This window comes from Streptomyces phyllanthi (genome assembly GCF_009377205.1).
In the GTDB taxonomy this organism is placed as follows: domain Bacteria; phylum Actinomycetota; class Actinomycetes; order Streptomycetales; family Streptomycetaceae; genus Streptomyces; species Streptomyces phyllanthi.
The window spans coordinates 1-17,393 of record NZ_VJZE01000160.1; the positions used below are offsets into that span (position 1 = coordinate 1).

14 protein-coding genes, 3 tRNA genes and 1 pseudogene are annotated in these 17,393 nt (G+C 66.2%); 11 read left to right on the plus strand and 7 right to left on the minus strand.

From position 1 onward, the window contains the following. Positions 1-39: 39 nt before the first annotated feature. Positions 40-1,362, minus strand: a complete 1,323-nt coding sequence (gene aspS, locus FNH04_RS22305) for an aspartate--tRNA(Asn) ligase (RefSeq protein ID WP_152786954.1) — start codon at positions 1,360-1,362, stop codon at positions 40-42. A gap of 665 nt (positions 1,363-2,027) precedes the next feature. On the opposite strand from aspS, the gene FNH04_RS22310 reads away from it, so the two are divergent. Beyond that, positions 2,028-2,936 carry a hypothetical protein gene (locus tag FNH04_RS22310; RefSeq protein ID WP_152786957.1) on the plus strand — a complete coding sequence of 303 codons (909 nt, stop codon included), beginning with the start codon at positions 2,028-2,030 and terminating at the stop codon, positions 2,934-2,936. Between the two features lie 20 nt (positions 2,937-2,956). Here FNH04_RS22310 and FNH04_RS22315 read toward each other — a convergent pair whose 3' ends face one another. Next, complete coding sequence (locus FNH04_RS22315) at positions 2,957-3,433, minus strand: NUDIX domain-containing protein (RefSeq protein ID WP_152786959.1); 477 nt, start codon at positions 3,431-3,433, stop codon at positions 2,957-2,959. A 119-nt stretch (positions 3,434-3,552) separates the two neighbouring features. On the opposite strand from FNH04_RS22315, the gene FNH04_RS22320 reads away from it, so the two are divergent. From FNH04_RS22320 to FNH04_RS22335, 4 genes are all read left to right on the plus strand, one after another. Next, positions 3,553-4,755 carry a helix-turn-helix domain-containing protein gene (locus tag FNH04_RS22320; protein WP_152786961.1) on the plus strand — a complete coding sequence of 401 codons (1,203 nt, stop codon included), beginning with the start codon at positions 3,553-3,555 and terminating at the stop codon, positions 4,753-4,755. Positions 4,756-4,871: 116 nt separating this feature from the next. Continuing rightward, positions 4,872-5,324, plus strand: a complete 453-nt coding sequence (locus FNH04_RS22325; RefSeq protein WP_152786963.1) for an ATP-binding protein — start codon at positions 4,872-4,874, stop codon at positions 5,322-5,324. 259 nt (positions 5,325-5,583) lie between these two features. Then, positions 5,584-5,895, plus strand: a complete 312-nt coding sequence (locus FNH04_RS22330; protein ID WP_322723531.1) for a helix-turn-helix domain-containing protein — start codon at positions 5,584-5,586, stop codon at positions 5,893-5,895. Positions 5,896-6,078: 183 nt separating this feature from the next. Next, positions 6,079-7,062, plus strand: a complete 984-nt coding sequence (locus FNH04_RS22335; RefSeq protein WP_194236769.1) for a phosphotransferase — start codon at positions 6,079-6,081, stop codon at positions 7,060-7,062. Between the two features lie 115 nt (positions 7,063-7,177). Here the strand turns inward: FNH04_RS22335 and FNH04_RS49440 are convergent, their stop codons facing one another. After that, positions 7,178-7,735, minus strand: a complete 558-nt coding sequence (locus tag FNH04_RS49440; RefSeq protein ID WP_386573612.1) for an ATP-binding protein — start codon at positions 7,733-7,735, stop codon at positions 7,178-7,180. A gap of 653 nt (positions 7,736-8,388) precedes the next feature. Here FNH04_RS49440 and uppS point away from each other — a divergent pair. Continuing rightward, on the plus strand, positions 8,389-9,099 hold the full coding sequence (gene uppS / locus FNH04_RS22345) for a polyprenyl diphosphate synthase (RefSeq protein ID WP_228031563.1): 711 nt from the start codon (positions 8,389-8,391) through the stop codon (positions 9,097-9,099). 514 nt (positions 9,100-9,613) lie between these two features. On the opposite strand, the pseudogene FNH04_RS22350 reads toward uppS, so the two are convergent. Beyond that, positions 9,614-9,838 (minus strand): annotated as a pseudogene (locus FNH04_RS22350) (hypothetical protein); the annotation flags it as partial. Positions 9,839-10,185: 347 nt separating this feature from the next. Between FNH04_RS22350 and FNH04_RS22355 the strand changes: the two are divergent. Further along, complete coding sequence (locus FNH04_RS22355; RefSeq protein WP_152786969.1) at positions 10,186-11,685, plus strand: tyrosine-type recombinase/integrase; 1,500 nt, start codon at positions 10,186-10,188, stop codon at positions 11,683-11,685. Between the two features lie 117 nt (positions 11,686-11,802). Here the strand turns inward: FNH04_RS22355 and FNH04_RS22360 are convergent. From FNH04_RS22360 to FNH04_RS22370, 3 genes are all read right to left on the minus strand, one after another. Next, positions 11,803-11,879 (minus strand) — tRNA-Ile (locus FNH04_RS22360). A gap of 168 nt (positions 11,880-12,047) precedes the next feature. After that, positions 12,048-12,120: transfer RNA gene (locus tag FNH04_RS22365), tRNA-Asn, on the minus strand. Between the two features lie 5 nt (positions 12,121-12,125). After that, a tRNA-Asn gene (locus FNH04_RS22370) sits at positions 12,126-12,198 on the minus strand. A 168-nt stretch (positions 12,199-12,366) separates the two neighbouring features. Here FNH04_RS22370 and FNH04_RS22375 point away from each other — a divergent pair. The 4 genes from FNH04_RS22375 to FNH04_RS22390 form a co-directional block, all read left to right on the plus strand. Continuing rightward, the gene (locus FNH04_RS22375) at positions 12,367-12,678 is read left to right on the plus strand and encodes a YtxH domain-containing protein (RefSeq protein ID WP_152786971.1); all 312 of its coding nucleotides are present in this window, start codon (positions 12,367-12,369) and stop codon (positions 12,676-12,678) included. Positions 12,679-12,781: 103 nt separating this feature from the next. Further along, a complete protein-coding gene (locus FNH04_RS22380; RefSeq protein WP_152786973.1) occupies positions 12,782-14,236 on the plus strand; it encodes an FGGY family carbohydrate kinase in 1,455 nt (484 codons plus the stop codon). Positions 14,237-14,460: 224 nt separating this feature from the next. Continuing rightward, on the plus strand, positions 14,461-16,194 hold the full coding sequence (locus tag FNH04_RS22385) for an ABC transporter ATP-binding protein (RefSeq protein ID WP_322723533.1): 1,734 nt from the start codon (positions 14,461-14,463) through the stop codon (positions 16,192-16,194). After that, positions 16,194-17,393: ABC transporter permease (locus FNH04_RS22390; RefSeq protein WP_194236771.1), on the plus strand; the 1,200-nt coding region annotated here is incomplete at its 3' end. The genes FNH04_RS22385 and FNH04_RS22390, both read left to right, overlap by 1 nt.

A 17,393-nucleotide genomic window follows, 5' to 3' on the forward strand; every position in this document is an offset into this window, starting at 1 on the left:
CCCTTTGAGGGGTGCGGCGGCCCCGGCCATCGGCGATGGCTACGGGGTGAGCCGGTTCGGGCCACGGAACAGGAACGTGGCCTCCCGAATCGAGTCGAGGCCGAGCAGCACCATCAGGACCCGCCCGAGCCCCATGCCCAGACCGCCGTGCGGCGGGCATCCGTACCGGAAGGCGTTCAGGTAGTCCTGCATCGGTTCGGTGCTCATGCCCTTCTCCGCAGCCTGCTTCAAGAGCACGTCGTAGCGGTGCTCGCGCTGCGCGCCAGTCGTAACCTCCAACCCCTTCCACAGCAGGTCGAAGCTGAGCGTCACACTGGGGTTGTCCGCCGGCCGCATGTGGTAGAAGGGCCGGATGCTCGTCGGATAGTGGGTGACGAACACCCACTCGTGTCCGGTCTGCTCTTTTACCTGTGCGGCGATCCCGCGCTCGCCCTCCGGGTCCAGGTCCTCCTTCACACCCGCAGGGTCCCAGCCCTTGGCCCGCAGGATCTCCTGCGTCTCGGCCATCGTGATCCGCGGAAACGGCGTCGTCGGCACCTGGACCTCGACACCGAACGTCTCCTGGATCGCCTCACCGTGTGCGTCGGCAACCTTGGCGATGGCATGCGCGAGCATCTGCTCCTCGAACGCCATCACGTCCTCGACCCCGTCAATCCAGGCCAACTCCACGTCGACACCGGTGAATTCGGTGGCGTGTCGGGAGGTGAACGACGGCTCAGCGCGGAAGACGGGCCCGATCTCGAAGACCTTGTCGACACCTGCCGAGATCGCCATCTGCTTGAAGAACTGAGGCGACTGAGCCAAGTAGGCAGAGCGGTCGAAGTAGCCGAGCTTGAACACCTCCGCGCCGGACTCCGAGGCGGTGCCCATCAGCTTCGGGGTGTGCATCTCGGTGCAGCCCTGCTCGTACGCGTACTCGCGCATGCCTTGCTCGAACGTGGTCTGCACGGCGAACAGCAGCTGCGCCTGGGGCCGGCGTCGTACGTCAAGGAACCGCCAGTCCAGGCGGTGTTCGAGTCCGGTCTGCTCGTCAATGGGCAGTGGCGTCTCCGCCCGGTTCAGAACCTCGACTGACTCCGCAAGGATCTCGAGGCCGCCGAGCTTCACGATCGGGTTGTCGACCACGCGACCGGTAATCCTGACTGCGGACTCCGAGGTCAGCCCCTCCAACGAAGTCTCGACCTCGTCGCCTTCGCCGCCGCGCTTGTGAGTGACCTGCACCACGCCGGTGTGGTCGCGCACGACGACGAACTGCATCTTGCTCTGCAGACGGAGCGTGTTCACCCAGCCCGAGACAGAAACGGTCTGCCCGACATGTTCTCGCAGGCCAGACACCAGTACACGGCTAGTCTTGTGGATCATCGCAGCCCTCCCAGGGGCGTCGTCATGATCCCTTGGGGGCGCGGACGAGAAGGGTACTCGCGGTGCCACCGCGCCTTTACTGCAGCTCAAGGAGCTACAGCCTCATTCGTGCCCGATGACGGGGGCCAGCCGGCGGGGCATTGGACCTTCTTGTAAGGCCGTTCCTCCCCGCGCTCAGGAGGGTCTTCACCTCGGGGCGCAAGGCCGCCTTTCCAGCTACCAGCGGCTCTCTCTGCTCGCGTGATCCCGCAGCTACTCGTCTCCTTCAACGCGTTGCCGTTGAGCATAGCGGGACAGGCAGGGTTACGACAGCAAGATCACGCCAACGAACGACCCTGCGGCCACTCGCCCCTCCCAACGCCCATCCGTGCGGGCAGAAGCGCGGACCTGCTGCTGAGAATCCCATGAAGAGATATCACAGCAGTGATTTCAGATGGATGCGATCAAGTCCTACGCTGTGTTGTTAAGGCCCCGCCCGGATTCTCCCACCTCAAGGTCAATCAGGGTCTTGCACGCTTTGACCGCCCCAAGCCTTGGGTGGCCTACTTTCGAGAGAGCGAGCCTCGCACTCATGAGCGAGGCTGATGAAAAATTCGGACGCGAACCATCGTCTCACTTTTCCGTCACCGGCTCCGCACAAGCGACTCAGGGAAAGGATCCTATCGATGGAAGTAATGCATGCGCCCGGAAATTCCGTTTCGATTATCTCAACCGTGCCGTCGAAGGCCCCCGACCGTAGCGTCAAGTACGTTTTCAGGACGTCAGACAGGGCCACCTTCGAAGCCGTGCAACTCTGGGAGGGAGAACACCAAGCATATTCGGTGTGCATGTCGGCCCAGGCCGGATGCAGGTATGGCTGCACGCATTGTGCTACTACCTTCGCACGCACGCCCTTCGTTCGAAACCTACAGGCCGAGGAGATCACATCGGCGGTGGGGCAGTTGGAGGAGCACGTACGAGCCCAGCAAGGCCCCCTCGTCTGGGTCGACTTCGCCGGAGTCGGAGATGCCGCCGCCAACTGGACTCATGTCACCACCGCCGCGAAAGCGATTCTCGGCCGCGAACTGGCGCGGCACGTGAAGGTGACTAGCATCGCGCCACAGGCTTGGGTACGAAATCTCCTGAAGCCCAAGTCCTGGCTCCCGGACCGCCTCATGTTCTCGCTCCACGGAGCCAACGCTGCTCAGCGCAGGGTCGTCATCCCCCGTGCGGACGACCCTTCAACCGTCTTGCCACTGTGGGCAACCGTTGCTGAGATGCGTCCGGTGGTGGTGAACTACGTTCTCTGCGAGCACAACACGCGACCGGAGGACGAGACGGCGCTTACCAGACTGCTCGCTCCCTACGCCGGATGCTTTTCCATCCTGAGGCTGTCCAGCTTCAATCCCGTGCTGGGCAGCCCGCTGCGCCCAAGCACGCGAGAAGCGGAATTCATCGCAGCGCTCACCCGTGATCTGGACGGCTGGACGGTCTCCCACCACCTGTCCGCAGGCCGGGAGACGGCGGCCGCGTGCGGGCAGCTGCGCGCAGAGATTCTGGACCTCGCGCCGCCAGCCAAGCGTCCGGAGCTGTAGCAACAAGCAAGCTGGGCCCTCTACGCAGTAGGCCCCTGTCCGTGTTCGAGGTAGACAGGGCCGCCGCTGGTCCGCGACGCAATCGCGGCCTTCACCCTGCGTGACAGCCGCGGAATAAGGAGGTCATCGAGCTGCTCTGGAGGGAAGAACTCTGCTGCGAGCAGTTCATCTGGAGCAAGCTTGATAGCTGCAACCTCCTCTGGGGCAAGCTCGTCGCCGTTGAAGATGTACAAGACCTTGTCACCTTCGGCATCGCTTGGCGCCCAGTCCACGACGAGCAGGCGACCGATCTGCGGAGTGATGCCGAGCTCCTCTTGGACCTCGCGCTTACACGCAACCAAGGGCGATTCAGCATGTTCAACGTATCCTCCGGGGACCTCCCACATCGGCTTGTACGAAGGCTGGACCAGGAGGACGTGTCCGTCGGCGTTGAAGAACAGCGCGCCGGCCGCCATACGGGGGCGTGCCATGCGCTGTTCCTGCTCGTTGTCGGCCATGGAACTCAGCCTACGATCCGGATCTGCGACGCTCTCACGCGGCTACTCGCCTGTTGCTGGGGGTTCACTGCGTGTGACAATCGATGCGGCAGTTGTGAGGGGAGTTGCCCGTGCGGGGTATGACTGACCATCTTCCGTTCGGCAAGCGAGTCCGGTTCTATCGGCGGCGGCGTGGGCTGAGCCAACAGCAACTCGGCCAGCTCCTGGGACGTTCGGAGGACTGGGTGTACCGCGTCGAGTCCGGACGCATCCCCGTGAACAACGTCAAGATGCTGGCCGACCTGGCGCAGGTGCTGCGCGTGCATGTGGAGGATCTTCAGGGAACGCCCACGCTGCTGGAGGACGACGGACGTCATGCGGGCAGTGTGCCGGCGATTCGCGCCGCGTTGATGCAGTCCCGACGACTGGCCGGCGCGCTCTACGACGACCGTGAAGCGGTTCGCCTCCCGCGTCTGGCACTGGAGGTCAACGAAGCCTGGGGCCTCTACCAGGACGGGCGATTCGCGCGGCTTGCAGAGTGCCTGCCCGGGCTCCTCGCGGACGCGCGGCTGGCCACGAGAGAGCGGTCGTCCGGCAGCGAACGGATTGAGGCACTCCGGCTGTTTGCACTGACGTGCCACGTCGCGGCCGTACTGCTGCGCAAACTGGGCGAGACAAATCTGGCCTGGACTGCAGTGGACCAGGGCGACATGGCAGCCGTGGAAGCAGGCGACCCAGCGACTGTCCTCGCTCTCCGCCGAGGTGTCGCGCATGTGCAACTCGGGGCCGGGATGCCCGCCGAGGCTGTGAACGTCACGCTCGACGCAGCCGACGGGCTCGAACGTGACTGGTGGCTGTCCACGCCATCAGCCCTCTCCCTGTACGGGACCCTGTTCCTGAACGGAGCTGTCGCCGCGGCGAGAATGAGGAACCGAGCCCTGGCGGACCACATGATGGGCAAGGCACAGGAGGCAGCCGTGCGAATCGGCGGCGACCTCAATGAGATGTGGACTTCCTTCGGGCCCAGCAACGTTGCGATCCATTATCTGGCGCTCGCCCTCGAGTTCGAGGACATCCAGTTGGCCGCAGACTTGGCTCCACGCATCCGAACGGCTGGACTACCGCTGGAGCGTCGAGCCCGAGCACGGCTCGACGTAGCCCGAGCCTATGCCGAGGCCGGTCGTACAGATGACGCTGCAGACGAGCTCAAGCGCGCCTACCAGGCGGCTCCTGAGCAGATCAGAGCGCACGAGTTCTCCCGAGAGCTGGTGCGCCGTCTGCACAAGATCTCCCGTCGCCGCGACGTGCAGGATCTCGCTGTGAACCTCGGGGCCATCAAGTAGCGGAACCAGGCCGCCCACCCCTGCTTACCCGGAATTTTCTTCCGGGTACGGCCCCTTGCCAGCCTCTACGGTCTTCCCGACCAGGCGCCGCTTCACGGGGAGGCAACAGGGTGTCTATGACCTGGCTGGACGACAGTTCTGGAGCCAAGGGCATCGCCGACGCGGTGGCCCTGCGCTGGAGCTGTCACCCCCGGTGCGTCGGGCTCGCTCGCGCTGAGCTTCGAAGAGCACTGCGAGGATGGGGCCTGTCATGCCTGGAGGACGCTGCTGTCCTCGTCCTCTCGGAGATCCTTACCGACTTCGTACGCCATGCGCACGTACTGCCAGGCAGAGAAATCGAGACCCGCTACCTGCGTTCCGTGCAGGGCCTGCGCATCGAGGTCTACGGCGCAACGGACCAGCCGCGTCAGCCGACGAACGACGCGTCCGCCCCCCAGCATGACTTCGGATTGAAGCTCCTGCAAGCGCTACCCGACCGCCGAGGCACGGAGCCACGCTCGGGTCCTCGCATGGTGGTGTGGGCAGAACTGAACGTCCCTTCACGGACCGGTGCCGGCAATGTCATCTGACGGTCGGGCTCGTCACCTGTTCGCCCTTACGGCTGACACTTCGATCCGCTCATCGCCCAGCGAGGGAGGAAACGAAGCACGCGAGACCAAGACGTGGGGCCGGTCCTCCTTACCCGACCGCGGCACAGAGACGGATCTGGGTCGACGGCCCGTCCGCCGGTGCCGCAGCTGCCGCTGCGTTCTCAGCCGATACAACGACGACCCGTACTGCAGCGGTTGCACTCGCAGCGCACAGCGCCGGCCAGGCCTAGCGCCCCATGTGCCAGACGAAGTATGGGGCCATGCAGAGGTTCAGGAAGCACTGATTGCCCGGGACTTCGGCAGGATGTGCCACCTCGTTCGTGAGGCAAGCGGACTGCGCCAGAGCGATATGGCCGAGCTCACAGGACTGAGCCAGGCCTTCCTGTCCATGCTGGAGTCAGGTGATCGACGGCTGACCAACATCGACAAGATTGTCGAGCTTCTTGCAGGACTCAATACTCCCGTGGAGCTCACTGGCCCCATCCTCCTACCGGCGAAGTGGGTGGGTGAGCCCGACGAGGCAGCATGGCATGCACGCATGACCGAGTAGCGCCGACGCCTCTGCGGGGCCTGCTCACGCCGTAACGCACCACGAATGTTCCCCGCGCCAGCCTGCCACCACGGCGTTCCCCGGAAGCACACTGCCCTCCGTGGCTCAGCCAGCAATGGACCCGCGCTCATCCACGGCACAACTCCGTGGCACCAGGGAACACTGTTCCCTCATTCTGACGACATGCCCAACATCATCACCCCCCGCCTTCGGTACAACTCCACTGCGGTACGCCCCCAGTGGGAGGACCTCCCCCCGAGCGTTCGCCAGCTCATCGCACAACGTCTTGGGGGCGAGGTGCAGGCCGGGCCCAGCGCAGGGAGCGGATTCACCAGCGGCTTCGCAGCAGTACTCCGCGGGACGTCGGGGCCTCAGTTCGTCAAAGCAGTCAACAGCGCGGACAACACTGTGGTCGCCGACTGCTACCGTCGGGAATCCTTGATCAACCAGGCGCTCCCCGCACAGATCCCGGCCCCACGCCTGCAGTGGGTTGAGGAGCACTGCGGGTGGGTCGTTCTCGGTATCGATGCTGTCGACGGCGGCCGCCTACCCGACACGCCATGGAATCCGGACGAGCTCACGGCCGCCCTCGACGCATACACGATCACTGCAGAGGCACTCACCACTCCACCTGTGCGCCTCCAGCGCGTTGGCCTCAAGCCAGTAGGTGAGGACGGTGACTTTGCCGACTGGCGCAACCTCACCCGTGGTGCCACACCCACGAACGTCCTTCCCTCCTGGATGCCGCTCGGCCTCCTGGACGTGCTTGCCGGCCTGGAAAGCGGCTGGCGGGAGGCCGTCGCCGGCAATGCCGTCCTTCACCATGACCTGCGTCAGGACAACGTACTGATCGACTCCTACGGCGGCGCGTGGATCTGCGACTGGAACTGGCCATGCCTGGGGGCGAGCTGGTTCGATCTTGTCCTTCTCCTAGCCACCGCTTACGCCGACGGTCACGATGCCACGTCCCTGTTCAGGCAGCACCCCACCGCCCGCGGAGTCACCGACGAACAACTCGATGCAGCGCTGGCCGCGCTCTCGGGTTTCTTCCTGACCACCGGCGGACAGCCCCCAGCGGCCTGGTCACCGCACATTCGCCAGCACCAGACGTGGTGTGGGGAGGTCACGCTGCGCTGGCTGGCCGACAGGCGTGGCTGGACATTCTGACCTGCGGGCATCTGTTCACACTCGACAGACAGCCCACTCAGCTTCAGGCGGGCAACGGTGCTACCAGCACGCGCTTCCAAGCGTGGGTACCGGTCGGCCAGGTAGAAGCCGTGGCTCAAGCTGCTTGAGGCTCGATTTGTCCTTGTGCACTGCCTATGGACATGGCTTCCTCGGCATCGGCATAAGCGTGTGAGGACGTCACTGCTCCAGTGCCCTCCTCGGAAACAACGACTGCCAGTTCGAACCATGTGATCTTTCCGGCGGCACACGGCTCTGAGCCCCACCTGGTTGCCAATGCGTCCACCAGGAAGAGACCACGCCCGCTTTCGTCCAGCGCCCCGGCCTGAGACGGACGTACCAAGGTGGGGTCGACGTCGGTGACTTCCACGCGCAGCCGCTCTCCGGTCCATCGCACAGCGACCACACACGGGGCCCGCGTGTGCGTGACCGAGTTCGCGACTACCTCTGCGGTAAGCAAGCGCAAGTCGTTCGTCAGTTCCTCCCCCAGGGCCAGCCCGAGTCGCTGCACCCGGTGGACAACGCGCTCTCGCGCGGCTGGTACGGCCTCGGTCAAGGGCGGGACGGTGAACGCATAGGGCGACTCTCCAAGCGGGCGGGGCATGGCTGTGACCTCTCGCAGGGCGGGAGCTACGGCGGCAACGCGATCTCCCATGAAATGAACTGATCGCTCGCCAACTTCATCGGGCGCGTCCACGCGTATCCAGGAAGCGGCAGCAGCCCAGCAGCCGGCGGAAGACCACCATGGACCAATGACGCTCGGCTCCCCATCTCTGCGGTGATATCACCGCAGAGATGTCATTGAGACCGAGAGAGCCATTCATCCGGGCCGCGACGACCGAGCGCGTTGCCCATTCGGCGAACACCCGCTCATGGTGGGCAGAGGGCAGCGTCGCGAGTGTCGATGCGGTGCCCCTGCTGCTGCAGGAAGGTCGACTGCAGGTCCGACTAGGACCGGCTCCAGCGCGCCGCGATCCGGGACAGCAGCGATGGCCCCCGGCCTCCGGAAGTCGTCCGAGCAGGTATGAAGTTCGCCCTGCTCATCAACGTAGACAGCGGTGCTCACGAAACGGCACGTCCGCTTCTCCGTAAGGTCCGCGAGATGCGTAAATAAGAGCGAGGCGTACGTGTGCCGTAGGCCTCCGCTGTCGCCCACGCGTGACCAAAGTGGGGCCACCCAAACAGCGGATGCCGGGCGGTAGGCACACCTCGACCACGGGATACGGACCATTGGTCACCGGATCCCACAGTGGAAAGTTGCCGGGCAATATGCCCGGCCCGAACTCGCGGAGCAGCGGGAGGGGCAACTTGAGCCAGCAGGTGCGAAGTAGCGTGCCACGCCATCTCGGAGTGATCGTTGATGGTAATCGACGCTGGGCGCGGGAAAACGGCCGGGCAATGGAGGAAGGCTACAAAAGGGGGAGCGAGAAGCTTTCCGAAGTGCTCGGCTGGTGCGAAGCAGTTGGCATAGAAATCATCACGCTATGGGTCTTATCTGTAGCCAACCTTGAAGGCCGCTCCGCCAAAGAGTTGCGGGCGGCAAGTGAGGTGATTGAAAAATCGGCACTAGCTCTTGCAGCAGAAGACCATTGGCGAGTCAATGTAATAGGTGCGATGGAACTACTGCCGGAGGATCTCGCCAACACCCTCAAGCGTGTCGAGCGGAGCACCTCAGAAAACCCGGGAATGCTGGTCAACTTCGCGGTCGCCTACGGCGGCCGGCGCGAGATACTCGACGCAATTAGGCTTCTCCTTCGGGAAACCGATGCGAAACCCAGCGACCTGGCAGAAAAACTAACTGAAGAAGATTTCAGTAAATATCTATACACGGCAGGCATACCCGATCCTGATCTTATTCTGCGCACTTCAGGTGAACAGCGCCTGTCAGGGTTCATGCCCTGGCAGAGCGTCCACGCCGAGGCTTACTTCTGTGACGCACATTGGCCAGCACTCACTAGAGGCGACTTCGAGCAGGCATTGAATGCGTACGCCACCAGAGTACGCACCTTCGGAACATGACTTACGAGCCGCGTGAGAGCCAGACACACTTCAGCCATACGGACCCTTCTCGTCATAACCGGCAAACATTGCAACTCTGATCCCGGCAGGGGAAGAATGCTCCTCCTAATGCGCCAGCCATCTCCCCTGGCATGGCTGGCCGGGAACTGAGCCGCGACGGGCCGAAGCATCGGCCAATCCACTGGGGCCAAACCGACCCATCTGCCGCACCCCGCAGTTATCTGCTCACTGCATACCCTTCTGGAGTCCTCATTCCAGCGGTTCCCTCGCAAGGTCTCAGCGGGCCGAATCGCATGCGTTCGCCTACGGCAGACAACTCCCCCGAGGAACTTGCTGGAACACATCCACCGAACCATGTCAACGTACGGACGGACGGAGAACAACAGCTCAATGGAGGGTTCCACCGATGCCGACAGCAAGGCGAAGAGACCGCCTCATGCTCTGGCAGTGCTCACACGGCAAGACCAAGCTCCGCTCGACTCAAGGCCTCGCTGCTCAGGCCCGCGACTCCCTGTGAACCAATTTCCAGGACGCGCAGCAGGTCGGCGGTAACCACTCGATAACCACGCCCGACCTTCACAACCTTGCAGGGGTACTTGCCTCGCTTTGCAAGTTCGTACCCCATGCTGCGACCGAGCCCGAAAGCGCGATTTGCAACGGGAATGCTCACGACAGCGGGGAGAGCCAGGACCTCCTCCTGGGTGAAGGGCACTGATCTTCCGGTGTTGCGCTCTGCCATCGGCTCTCCTTCTGCAGACGGATTTGTGGAGCAGAAGGTCTATCACGAAACCCTGCTGCGGCGTTCCGAACAGCTAGCTTGCTAGCCATGGGCCGGCGCGATACCCGTGATCATCTCCTATTCATGAGCGGACCTGCCCTATAACGCCGCCGTCCCACCCGAGCCTGCCGAGGGCTTCAGCAACAAGGGATCAGCGGCACGGGCCACCCCCGATCCAGCCCAGCCCGCCCATCGTGCCCTCGACAGCCCGGCTCGCCAACCGCGCGGCTCCGATTGCATTCCAGCCAGGCCGCGGCGTCCACGTCCACCGACAGGCCATCACCCTGCCCCACCAGCTCGAAGGAAACATGAACGGATCCGTCTACCAGCGATGCTCCTGCCGTGACCCCAAGACCAACAGACAGCTCGGTACGGCGTGCCCAAGGCTCAAGCAGCGCAAGCACGGCAACTGGTATCTGCGCCAGGAGCTGCCCGACACCGCGGACGGCGAACGCCAGACTCTGAGGCGAGGCGGCTACGCGTCCAAGACCGACGCGCAGGACGATCTCCGCCTGGCTCAGTCCTTGCTCGCCCTGCCCGACGCCTCCGACATCGAGGGCCAGCGCACTGTCGCCGACATGCTCCAGGCTGCGGTGCGGAATAAGGAAACGTTTCCCAGCATCGAGGACACCACCCGCCGCCTGAAGTCTGGGCAGGCACTCGTCATGCGCCTGACGGTCGGCTGGTTCCTGGAGGAGTGGCTGGCCGGCAAGAAGGTCGGCAAGGGCACCCACCGCAGCTACGGCGGCCACATCCGCAACCACCTGGCACCCCGAATAGGGCATATCCGCCTCGATAAGCTGCGTGTGGCTGACTTGTCGGAGATGTTCCAGGCCATCGCCGACGCCAACGTGGAGATCCGGGAACAGAACGCCCAGCGCCACCAGGCTCTCGCCCTGCTGAAGGAGATCCCCATCGAGGGCGCCGGCAACCGTGCACGACGCGCCGCGATCCGGGAGTCCATCGCGCAGATGCCGCCGTTCCGGCGCCCGACGGAGGCCACCACCCGCCAGCGCATACGCGCGACCCTGCGCGCCGCCCTGAACAGCGCTATGGCCCAGCAGCTGATCATTTTCAACCCGGCCGCCCATGTCGAGCTCGACTCCGCCCGCAGACCCCGGGCCCTGGTCTGGACACCCGAGCGCGTCGAGCGCTGGCGCAAGACCGGCCAGAGGCCCAGTCCAGTGATGGTCTGGACTCCGGAGATGACCGGTCAGTTCCTCGACCACGTCGCCACCGACCGGCTCTACGCGATGTGGCATCTGCTCGCCTACCGCGGCCCCCGGCGCGGCGAGGTCTGTGGCCTGGCCTGGTCCGAGACCCACCTCGACGCCCAGCGCGTGACGATCTCCAACCAGACCATCGTCGTCGATGGCTGGACCCTGGAGGACTCCGCTCCCAAGACCGACTGGGGCTTCCGTACCCTCGCCCTTGATGCCCAGACGGTCAGCGCGCTGCGTGCCCACCGCGCCCGCCAGGCCGCCGAACGCCTCCAGCAGGGTGAAGCCTGGGTGGACACCGACCGTGTTTTCACCGAACCCGACGGCTCGTGGCTGCATCCTGACCGGGTCTCGAAGGCCTTCGAGAAGATCGTGTCCGAGATCGGCTTGCCTCCGATCCGACTTCACGATCTGCGTCACGGTGCCGCGACCCTCGCGCTCGCCGCCGGCGTCGACATCAAGCTCGTTTCCGAGATGCTCGGTCACAGCACCGTGCTGATCACTCAGGACATCTACCAGTCGGTCCTGGACGACCTGTCTCTCGACGCGGCCGAGGCCACCGCGCGTGTCGTCCCGCGACGCGCGTGAGGCCGCTCCGGGCTCACACCGGGCTCACAGGCCACTCCAGCCCCGCCGAAGCTGACGCGACGTCATGCCGACGTGCCAAGCTTGCGCAGGTCAGAACGTTTTTCCCTTACCTGCGCCTGGTGGGGCGGGTGGGACTCGAACCCACGGCCGACGGATTATGAGTCCGCTGCTCTAACCGGCTGAGCTACCGCCCCGGTACGGCGCGTCGCGCACATTTGTGCGCGCCGTCTGCCGCAGCATAGCCGCTCATACGATCTCCTGCTTCGGATGGTCGACTTAGCCTGCCCTGAAGGACCCCACCTGCGGCGCCGTGGTTCCCAGGGACATGAAAAAGGACCCCGTCGGGGTCCTCGTTCACGCTGCTCCCCCGACTGGACTCGAACCAGTAACCTGCCGGTTAACAGCCGGCTGCTCTGCCAATTGAGCTACGGAGGACCGAGCTCCCCCGACTGGACTCGAACCAGTAACCTGCCGGTTAACAGCCGGCTGCTCTGCCAATTGAGCTACGGAGGAATGCCTCGTTGCATCGAACGTACCTACCTGGGTATCCGCCAGGGGGCGCGCGCTCGCTGCGACACATACATTAGCGCAAGCAGGGGGGTGCTCCGCCAATCAGTACCCCGCGCCCCCGGCGACGCAGGGCGGGGAAGGACCGACGGAGACGCAAGGAAGGTGGTCGCCATGCGTTATCGGCTCACGTTCATCGCCGGACTCGCTCTGGGCTACGTGCTGGGCACGCGGGCCGGGCGCGAGCGCTACGAGCAGTTGAAGAAGTCCGCCCGCCAGGTCGCCGAGAACCCCGCGGTGCGCAACACCGCCGAGTCGGCCGCCCAGCAGGGGCGGGCCTTCGCGGGCAAGGCGTACCACGTGGTGAGCGACAAGGTCGGGGACCGTGTGCACGTGCCCGACGCGTTCACCGCCCGGGTCCGGTCGCTGCGTGAACGCAACGTGAACGGCAGCGGCGAGGACGACTGGGGAACCAGCAACACTTAGAGGACGAAGACGCACGGGAGGGCCCTGGTCGCGCTGTCGCGGGCCCGCTCCGCCGTGTACGGCGCGGCGCCCCCACCCCTTCCCGTACGGCAGAATTTCCGCCATGGGGATAGTCGCCGGGCTCGACAGTTCGCCCGATTTCACTCGTATCGTCGTCTGTGACACGGACACCGGGGCCGTGCTCAGGCAGGGGTATGCCCCGCATCCGCTGGAGAAGACGGAGAGCGGCGGCCGTCCCTCCGATGTCGACCCGCAGGCGTGGCTGCTGTCCCTGGGTGAGGCGGCCGGCGGTGGGCTGCTCGAAGGTGTGCAGGCGATCGGCGTGTCGGCGCAGCAGAACGCGCTGATCGCCCTGGACACGCAGGGCAACACCGTGCGTCCGGCGGTCGTCGGCGGTGACAAGCGGGCGCAGGTCGCCGCCGCCGATCTGATCGACGCGCTCGGCGGGCGGCAGGCCTGGGCGGAGGCCGTGGGGTGCGTACCGCAGGCCGCTCAGCCGGTGACCAAGCTGCGCTGGCTCGCCCGGACCGACCCCGACGCCGCGATGCGCACGGCCGTGCTGATGCAGGCCCACGACTGGCTGGTGTGGCAGTTGCTCGGGCGGCCGGTGCGGAGGACGACCGACCGGGGCGGCGCGTCGGGGACCGGGTACTGGTCGGCGGCCACCGGCTCGTACCGGACGGATTTCGTCGAGCTGGCGCTCGGGCACCAGGCCATGCTGCCGGAGGTGCTCGGGCCGTCGGACGCGGCGGGTACGACGCCGGAGGGGCTGCTCATCTCCGCCGGGACCGGGGAGACCATGGCCGCGGCGTTCGGGCTGGGGATCGGGCTCGGGGACGCGGTCGTGTCGCTGGGCGCGTCCGGGTCCGTCATGGCCGTGCATCCCGAGGCGCTGGTCGACTCCAGCGGGATGATCACCTCCCTGGCCGATGCCACCGGTATGCATCTGCCGGTCGTCACCACGCTCAACGCCGTACGGACCCTGCGCGGCACCGCCGAGATGCTGGGCGTGCCCGATCTGGAGGGGCTGTCCGACCTGGCGATGAAGTCGACGCCGGGTTCGCACGGGCTGGTGATGCTGCCGTATCTGGAGGGCGAGCGGACGCCGAACCTGCCGCACACCGCCGGGACCCTGACCGGGCTGCGGCGCGAGGCGATGAAGCCCGAGCATCTGGCGCGGGCGGCGTTCGAGGGCATGCTGTGCGGGCTCGCGGACGCGCTGGACGTGCTGCGCGGGCGCGGGGTGGACGTGCGGCGGATCTTCCTGCTGGGCGCGGCGGCGGAGCTGCCGGCCGTGCAGTCGGCGGCGCCCGCGCTGTTCGGGGTGCAGGTGGTCGTACCGCAGCCCGGGGACTACGCGGCGATCGGCGCGGCCCGGCAGGCGGCCTGGACGCTCGGCGTCTCCCAGGGCACCCTCGATCCGCGCAATCCGCCGTCCTGGCAGGGGGCGCCCGCGCAGTATCTGGATCCGGGTGAGGAACTGGCCGTGGGGCAGGCGGTGCGGCAGCAGTACGTGTCGGTGCGGGAGCAGACCCATCCTGGGGCATTTCGGGTGTAGGCGGCGGCAGGGCTGCTCCCCGACGGCCCTCCGGCGCGGGCGCATCCGATGGCCTACGCACCCGATGGCGTACGTCTGCGGACTGGATCCTTGTAGGTTCTTTGGCCGCTATTGGGTTAATCGGTTGGGGTAACGCCGGTGGAGTGTTCGACGATGGTGCGTGGTGCATTCGCCCCCGTGGCCCGACCCCGTCACCCGACCCGTCGCCGACCGAGAGACCTCGCGTGCTCATACGACTCCTGCGGACCCACCTGCGTCCGTACAAGAAACCCATCGCCCTGCTGGTGCTGCTGCAGTTCGTGCAGACGTGCGCCACGCTCTATCTGCCCACTCTGAACGCGGACATCATCGACAACGGTGTCGTGGACGGGGACACGGGCTACATCCTGTCCTTCGGCGCGGTGATGATCGGTGTGTCGCTGGCGCAGGTCGTCTGCAACATCGGGGCCGTGTACTACGGCGCCCGTACGGCGTCGGCGATCGGCCGGGACATCCGGGCGGCCGTCTTCGACCGGGTGCAGTCGTTCTCGGCGCGTGAGGTCGGCCACTTCGGGGCGCCCTCGCTGATCACGCGGACCACGAACGACGTGCAGCAGGTGCAGATGCTCGCCCTGATGACGTTCACGCTGATGGTGTCGGCGCCGATCATGTGCGTGGGCGGCATCGTGATGGCGCTCGGGCTGGACGTGCCGCTCTCCGGGGTGCTGCTGGCCGTGGTGCCGGTGCTCGGGATCTCCGTGAGCCTCATCGTGCGCCGTCTGCGCCCTCTGTTCCGTTCGATGCAGGAGCGGCTCGACACCGTGAACCGGGTGCTGCGCGAGCAGATCACGGGCAACCGAGTGATTCGCGCCTTTGTGCGGGACGAGTACGAGAAGGAGCGCTTCCGGAGCGCGAACGCCGATCTCACGGAGGTGTCGCTCGGGACCGGGCGGATGCTGGCGCTGATGTTCCCGATCGTCATGACGGTGGTGAACCTGTCGTCGATCGCGGTGGTGTGGTTCGGCGCCCACCGGATCGACAGCGGCGGGATGGAGATCGGCGCGCTGACGGCCTTCCTCGCCTACCTCATGCAGATCGTGATGTCCGTGATGATGGCCACCTTCATGTTCATGATGGTGCCGCGCGCGGAGGTCTGCGCCGAGCGCATCCAGGAGGTGCTGGACGCCGAGAGCAGTGTCGTACCGCCGACCGATCCGGTACGGGAGCTGCTGCGGCACGGGACGCTGGAGATCCGGGGCGGGGGCTTCCGCTATCCGGGTGCCGAGGAGCCGGTGCTCAAGGCCGTCGATCTGGTGGCGCGGCCGGGTGAGACGACCGCGGTCATCGGGTCCACGGGAAGCGGCAAGTCCACGCTGCTCGGACTGGTCCCGCGGCTGTTCGACGCCACCGAGGGCGAGGTGCTCGTCGGCGGCGTGGACGTACAGACACTCGACCCGAAGCTGCTGGCGAGGACGGTCGGGCTGGTGCCGCAGAAGCCGTACCTCTTCGCGGGCACGGTCGCCACCAACCTCCGGTACGGCAACCCGGACGCGACCGACGAGGAGCTGTGGCACGCGCTGGAGGTGGCGCAGGCCAAGGAGTTCGTCGAGGGGCTGGAGAACGGGCTGGACTCACCGATCGCCCAGGGCGGCACGAACGTGTCGGGCGGTCAGCGGCAGCGGCTCGCCATCGCGCGGACGCTGGTGCAGAGACCGGAGATCTACCTCTTCGACGACTCCTTCTCGGCGCTCGACTACGCGACGGACGCGGCCCTGCGTGCGGCGCTCTCCCAGGAGACCGCCGAGGCGACCGTCGTGATCGTCGCCCAGCGTGTGGCGACCATCCGGGACGCCCACTGGATCGTGGTCCTCGACGAGGGCCGGGTCGTCGGCGAGGGCCGACACGAGGAGCTCATGGCCGTGAACCAGACGTACCGGGAGATCGTCCTCTCCCAGCTCACGGAAGCGGAGGCTGCCTGATGGCCGGGCCGATGGCGGGGATGATGGCCGGGCGCGGCCCCGGGCACAACTCCCTGGAGTTCAAGGCGTCAGGGAAACGGCTGCTCGCTCAGTTCAGGCCCGACCGGGCCACGATGTTCGCGATGCTCGCGTGTGTGGTGCTCAGCGTGGGGCTGAGCGTGCTGGGCCCGTGGATACTCGGGAAGGCCACGGACCTGGTGTTCGCGGGCGTCGTCGGCCGGCAGATGCCCGAGGGGGCGACCAAGGCCGAGGTGCTGGAGTCCATGCGGGCGCGCGGGGACGGCGGGGTCGCCGACATGCTCCGGGGCACGGACTTCACGCCCGGACAGGGCATCGACTTCGGGGCCGTCGGGAACATCCTGCTGGTCGCGCTCGGTGTGTTCGCGGTGGCCGGTCTGCTGATGACGGTGGCGACCCGGCTCTCCAACCGGGCGATCAACCGCACGGTGGGCCGTATGCGCGAGGACCTGCAGGCGAAGCTGTCGCGGCTGCCGCTGTCGTACTTCGACCAGCGGCAGCGCGGTGAGGTGCTCAGCCGTGCCACCAACGACCTCGACAACATCGGCCAGACGCTGCAGCAGTCGCTGGGGCAGCTGGTCAACTCGCTGCTCACGGTCCTGGGCGTGCTGGTGATGATGTTCTGGGTGTCGCCGCTGCTGGCGCTGGTCGCGCTGGTGACCGTGCCGCTGTCGTTCGTGGTGGCCACGCGGGTGGGCAAGCGGTCGCAGCCGCACTTCGTGCAGCAGTGGCGTACGACCGGGAAGCTCAACGCGCACATCGAGGAGATGTACACCGGGCACACGCTGGTGAAGGTGTTCGGGCGGCAGGAGGAGTCGGCGCGGCAGTTCGCCGAGGAGAACGAGCGGTTGTACGAGGCCGGGTTCCGCGCGCAGTTCAACAGCGGGGTGATGCAGCCGCTGATGTTCTTCGTGTCGAACCTCAACTATGTGCTGGTGGCGGTGGTGGGTGGACTGCGGGTCGCGTCGGGCGCGCTGTCGATCGGCGATGTGCAGGCCTTCATCCAGTACTCGCGGCAGTTCTCGATGCCGCTGACGCAGGTGGCGTCGATGGCGAACCTCGTGCAGTCGGGGGTGGCGTCGGCGGAGCGGGTCTTCGAGCTGCTGGACGCGGAGGAGCAGGAGGCCGATCCCCTGCCGGGGACGCGGCCGGAGGAGTTGCGGGGGCGGGTGGCGCTGGAG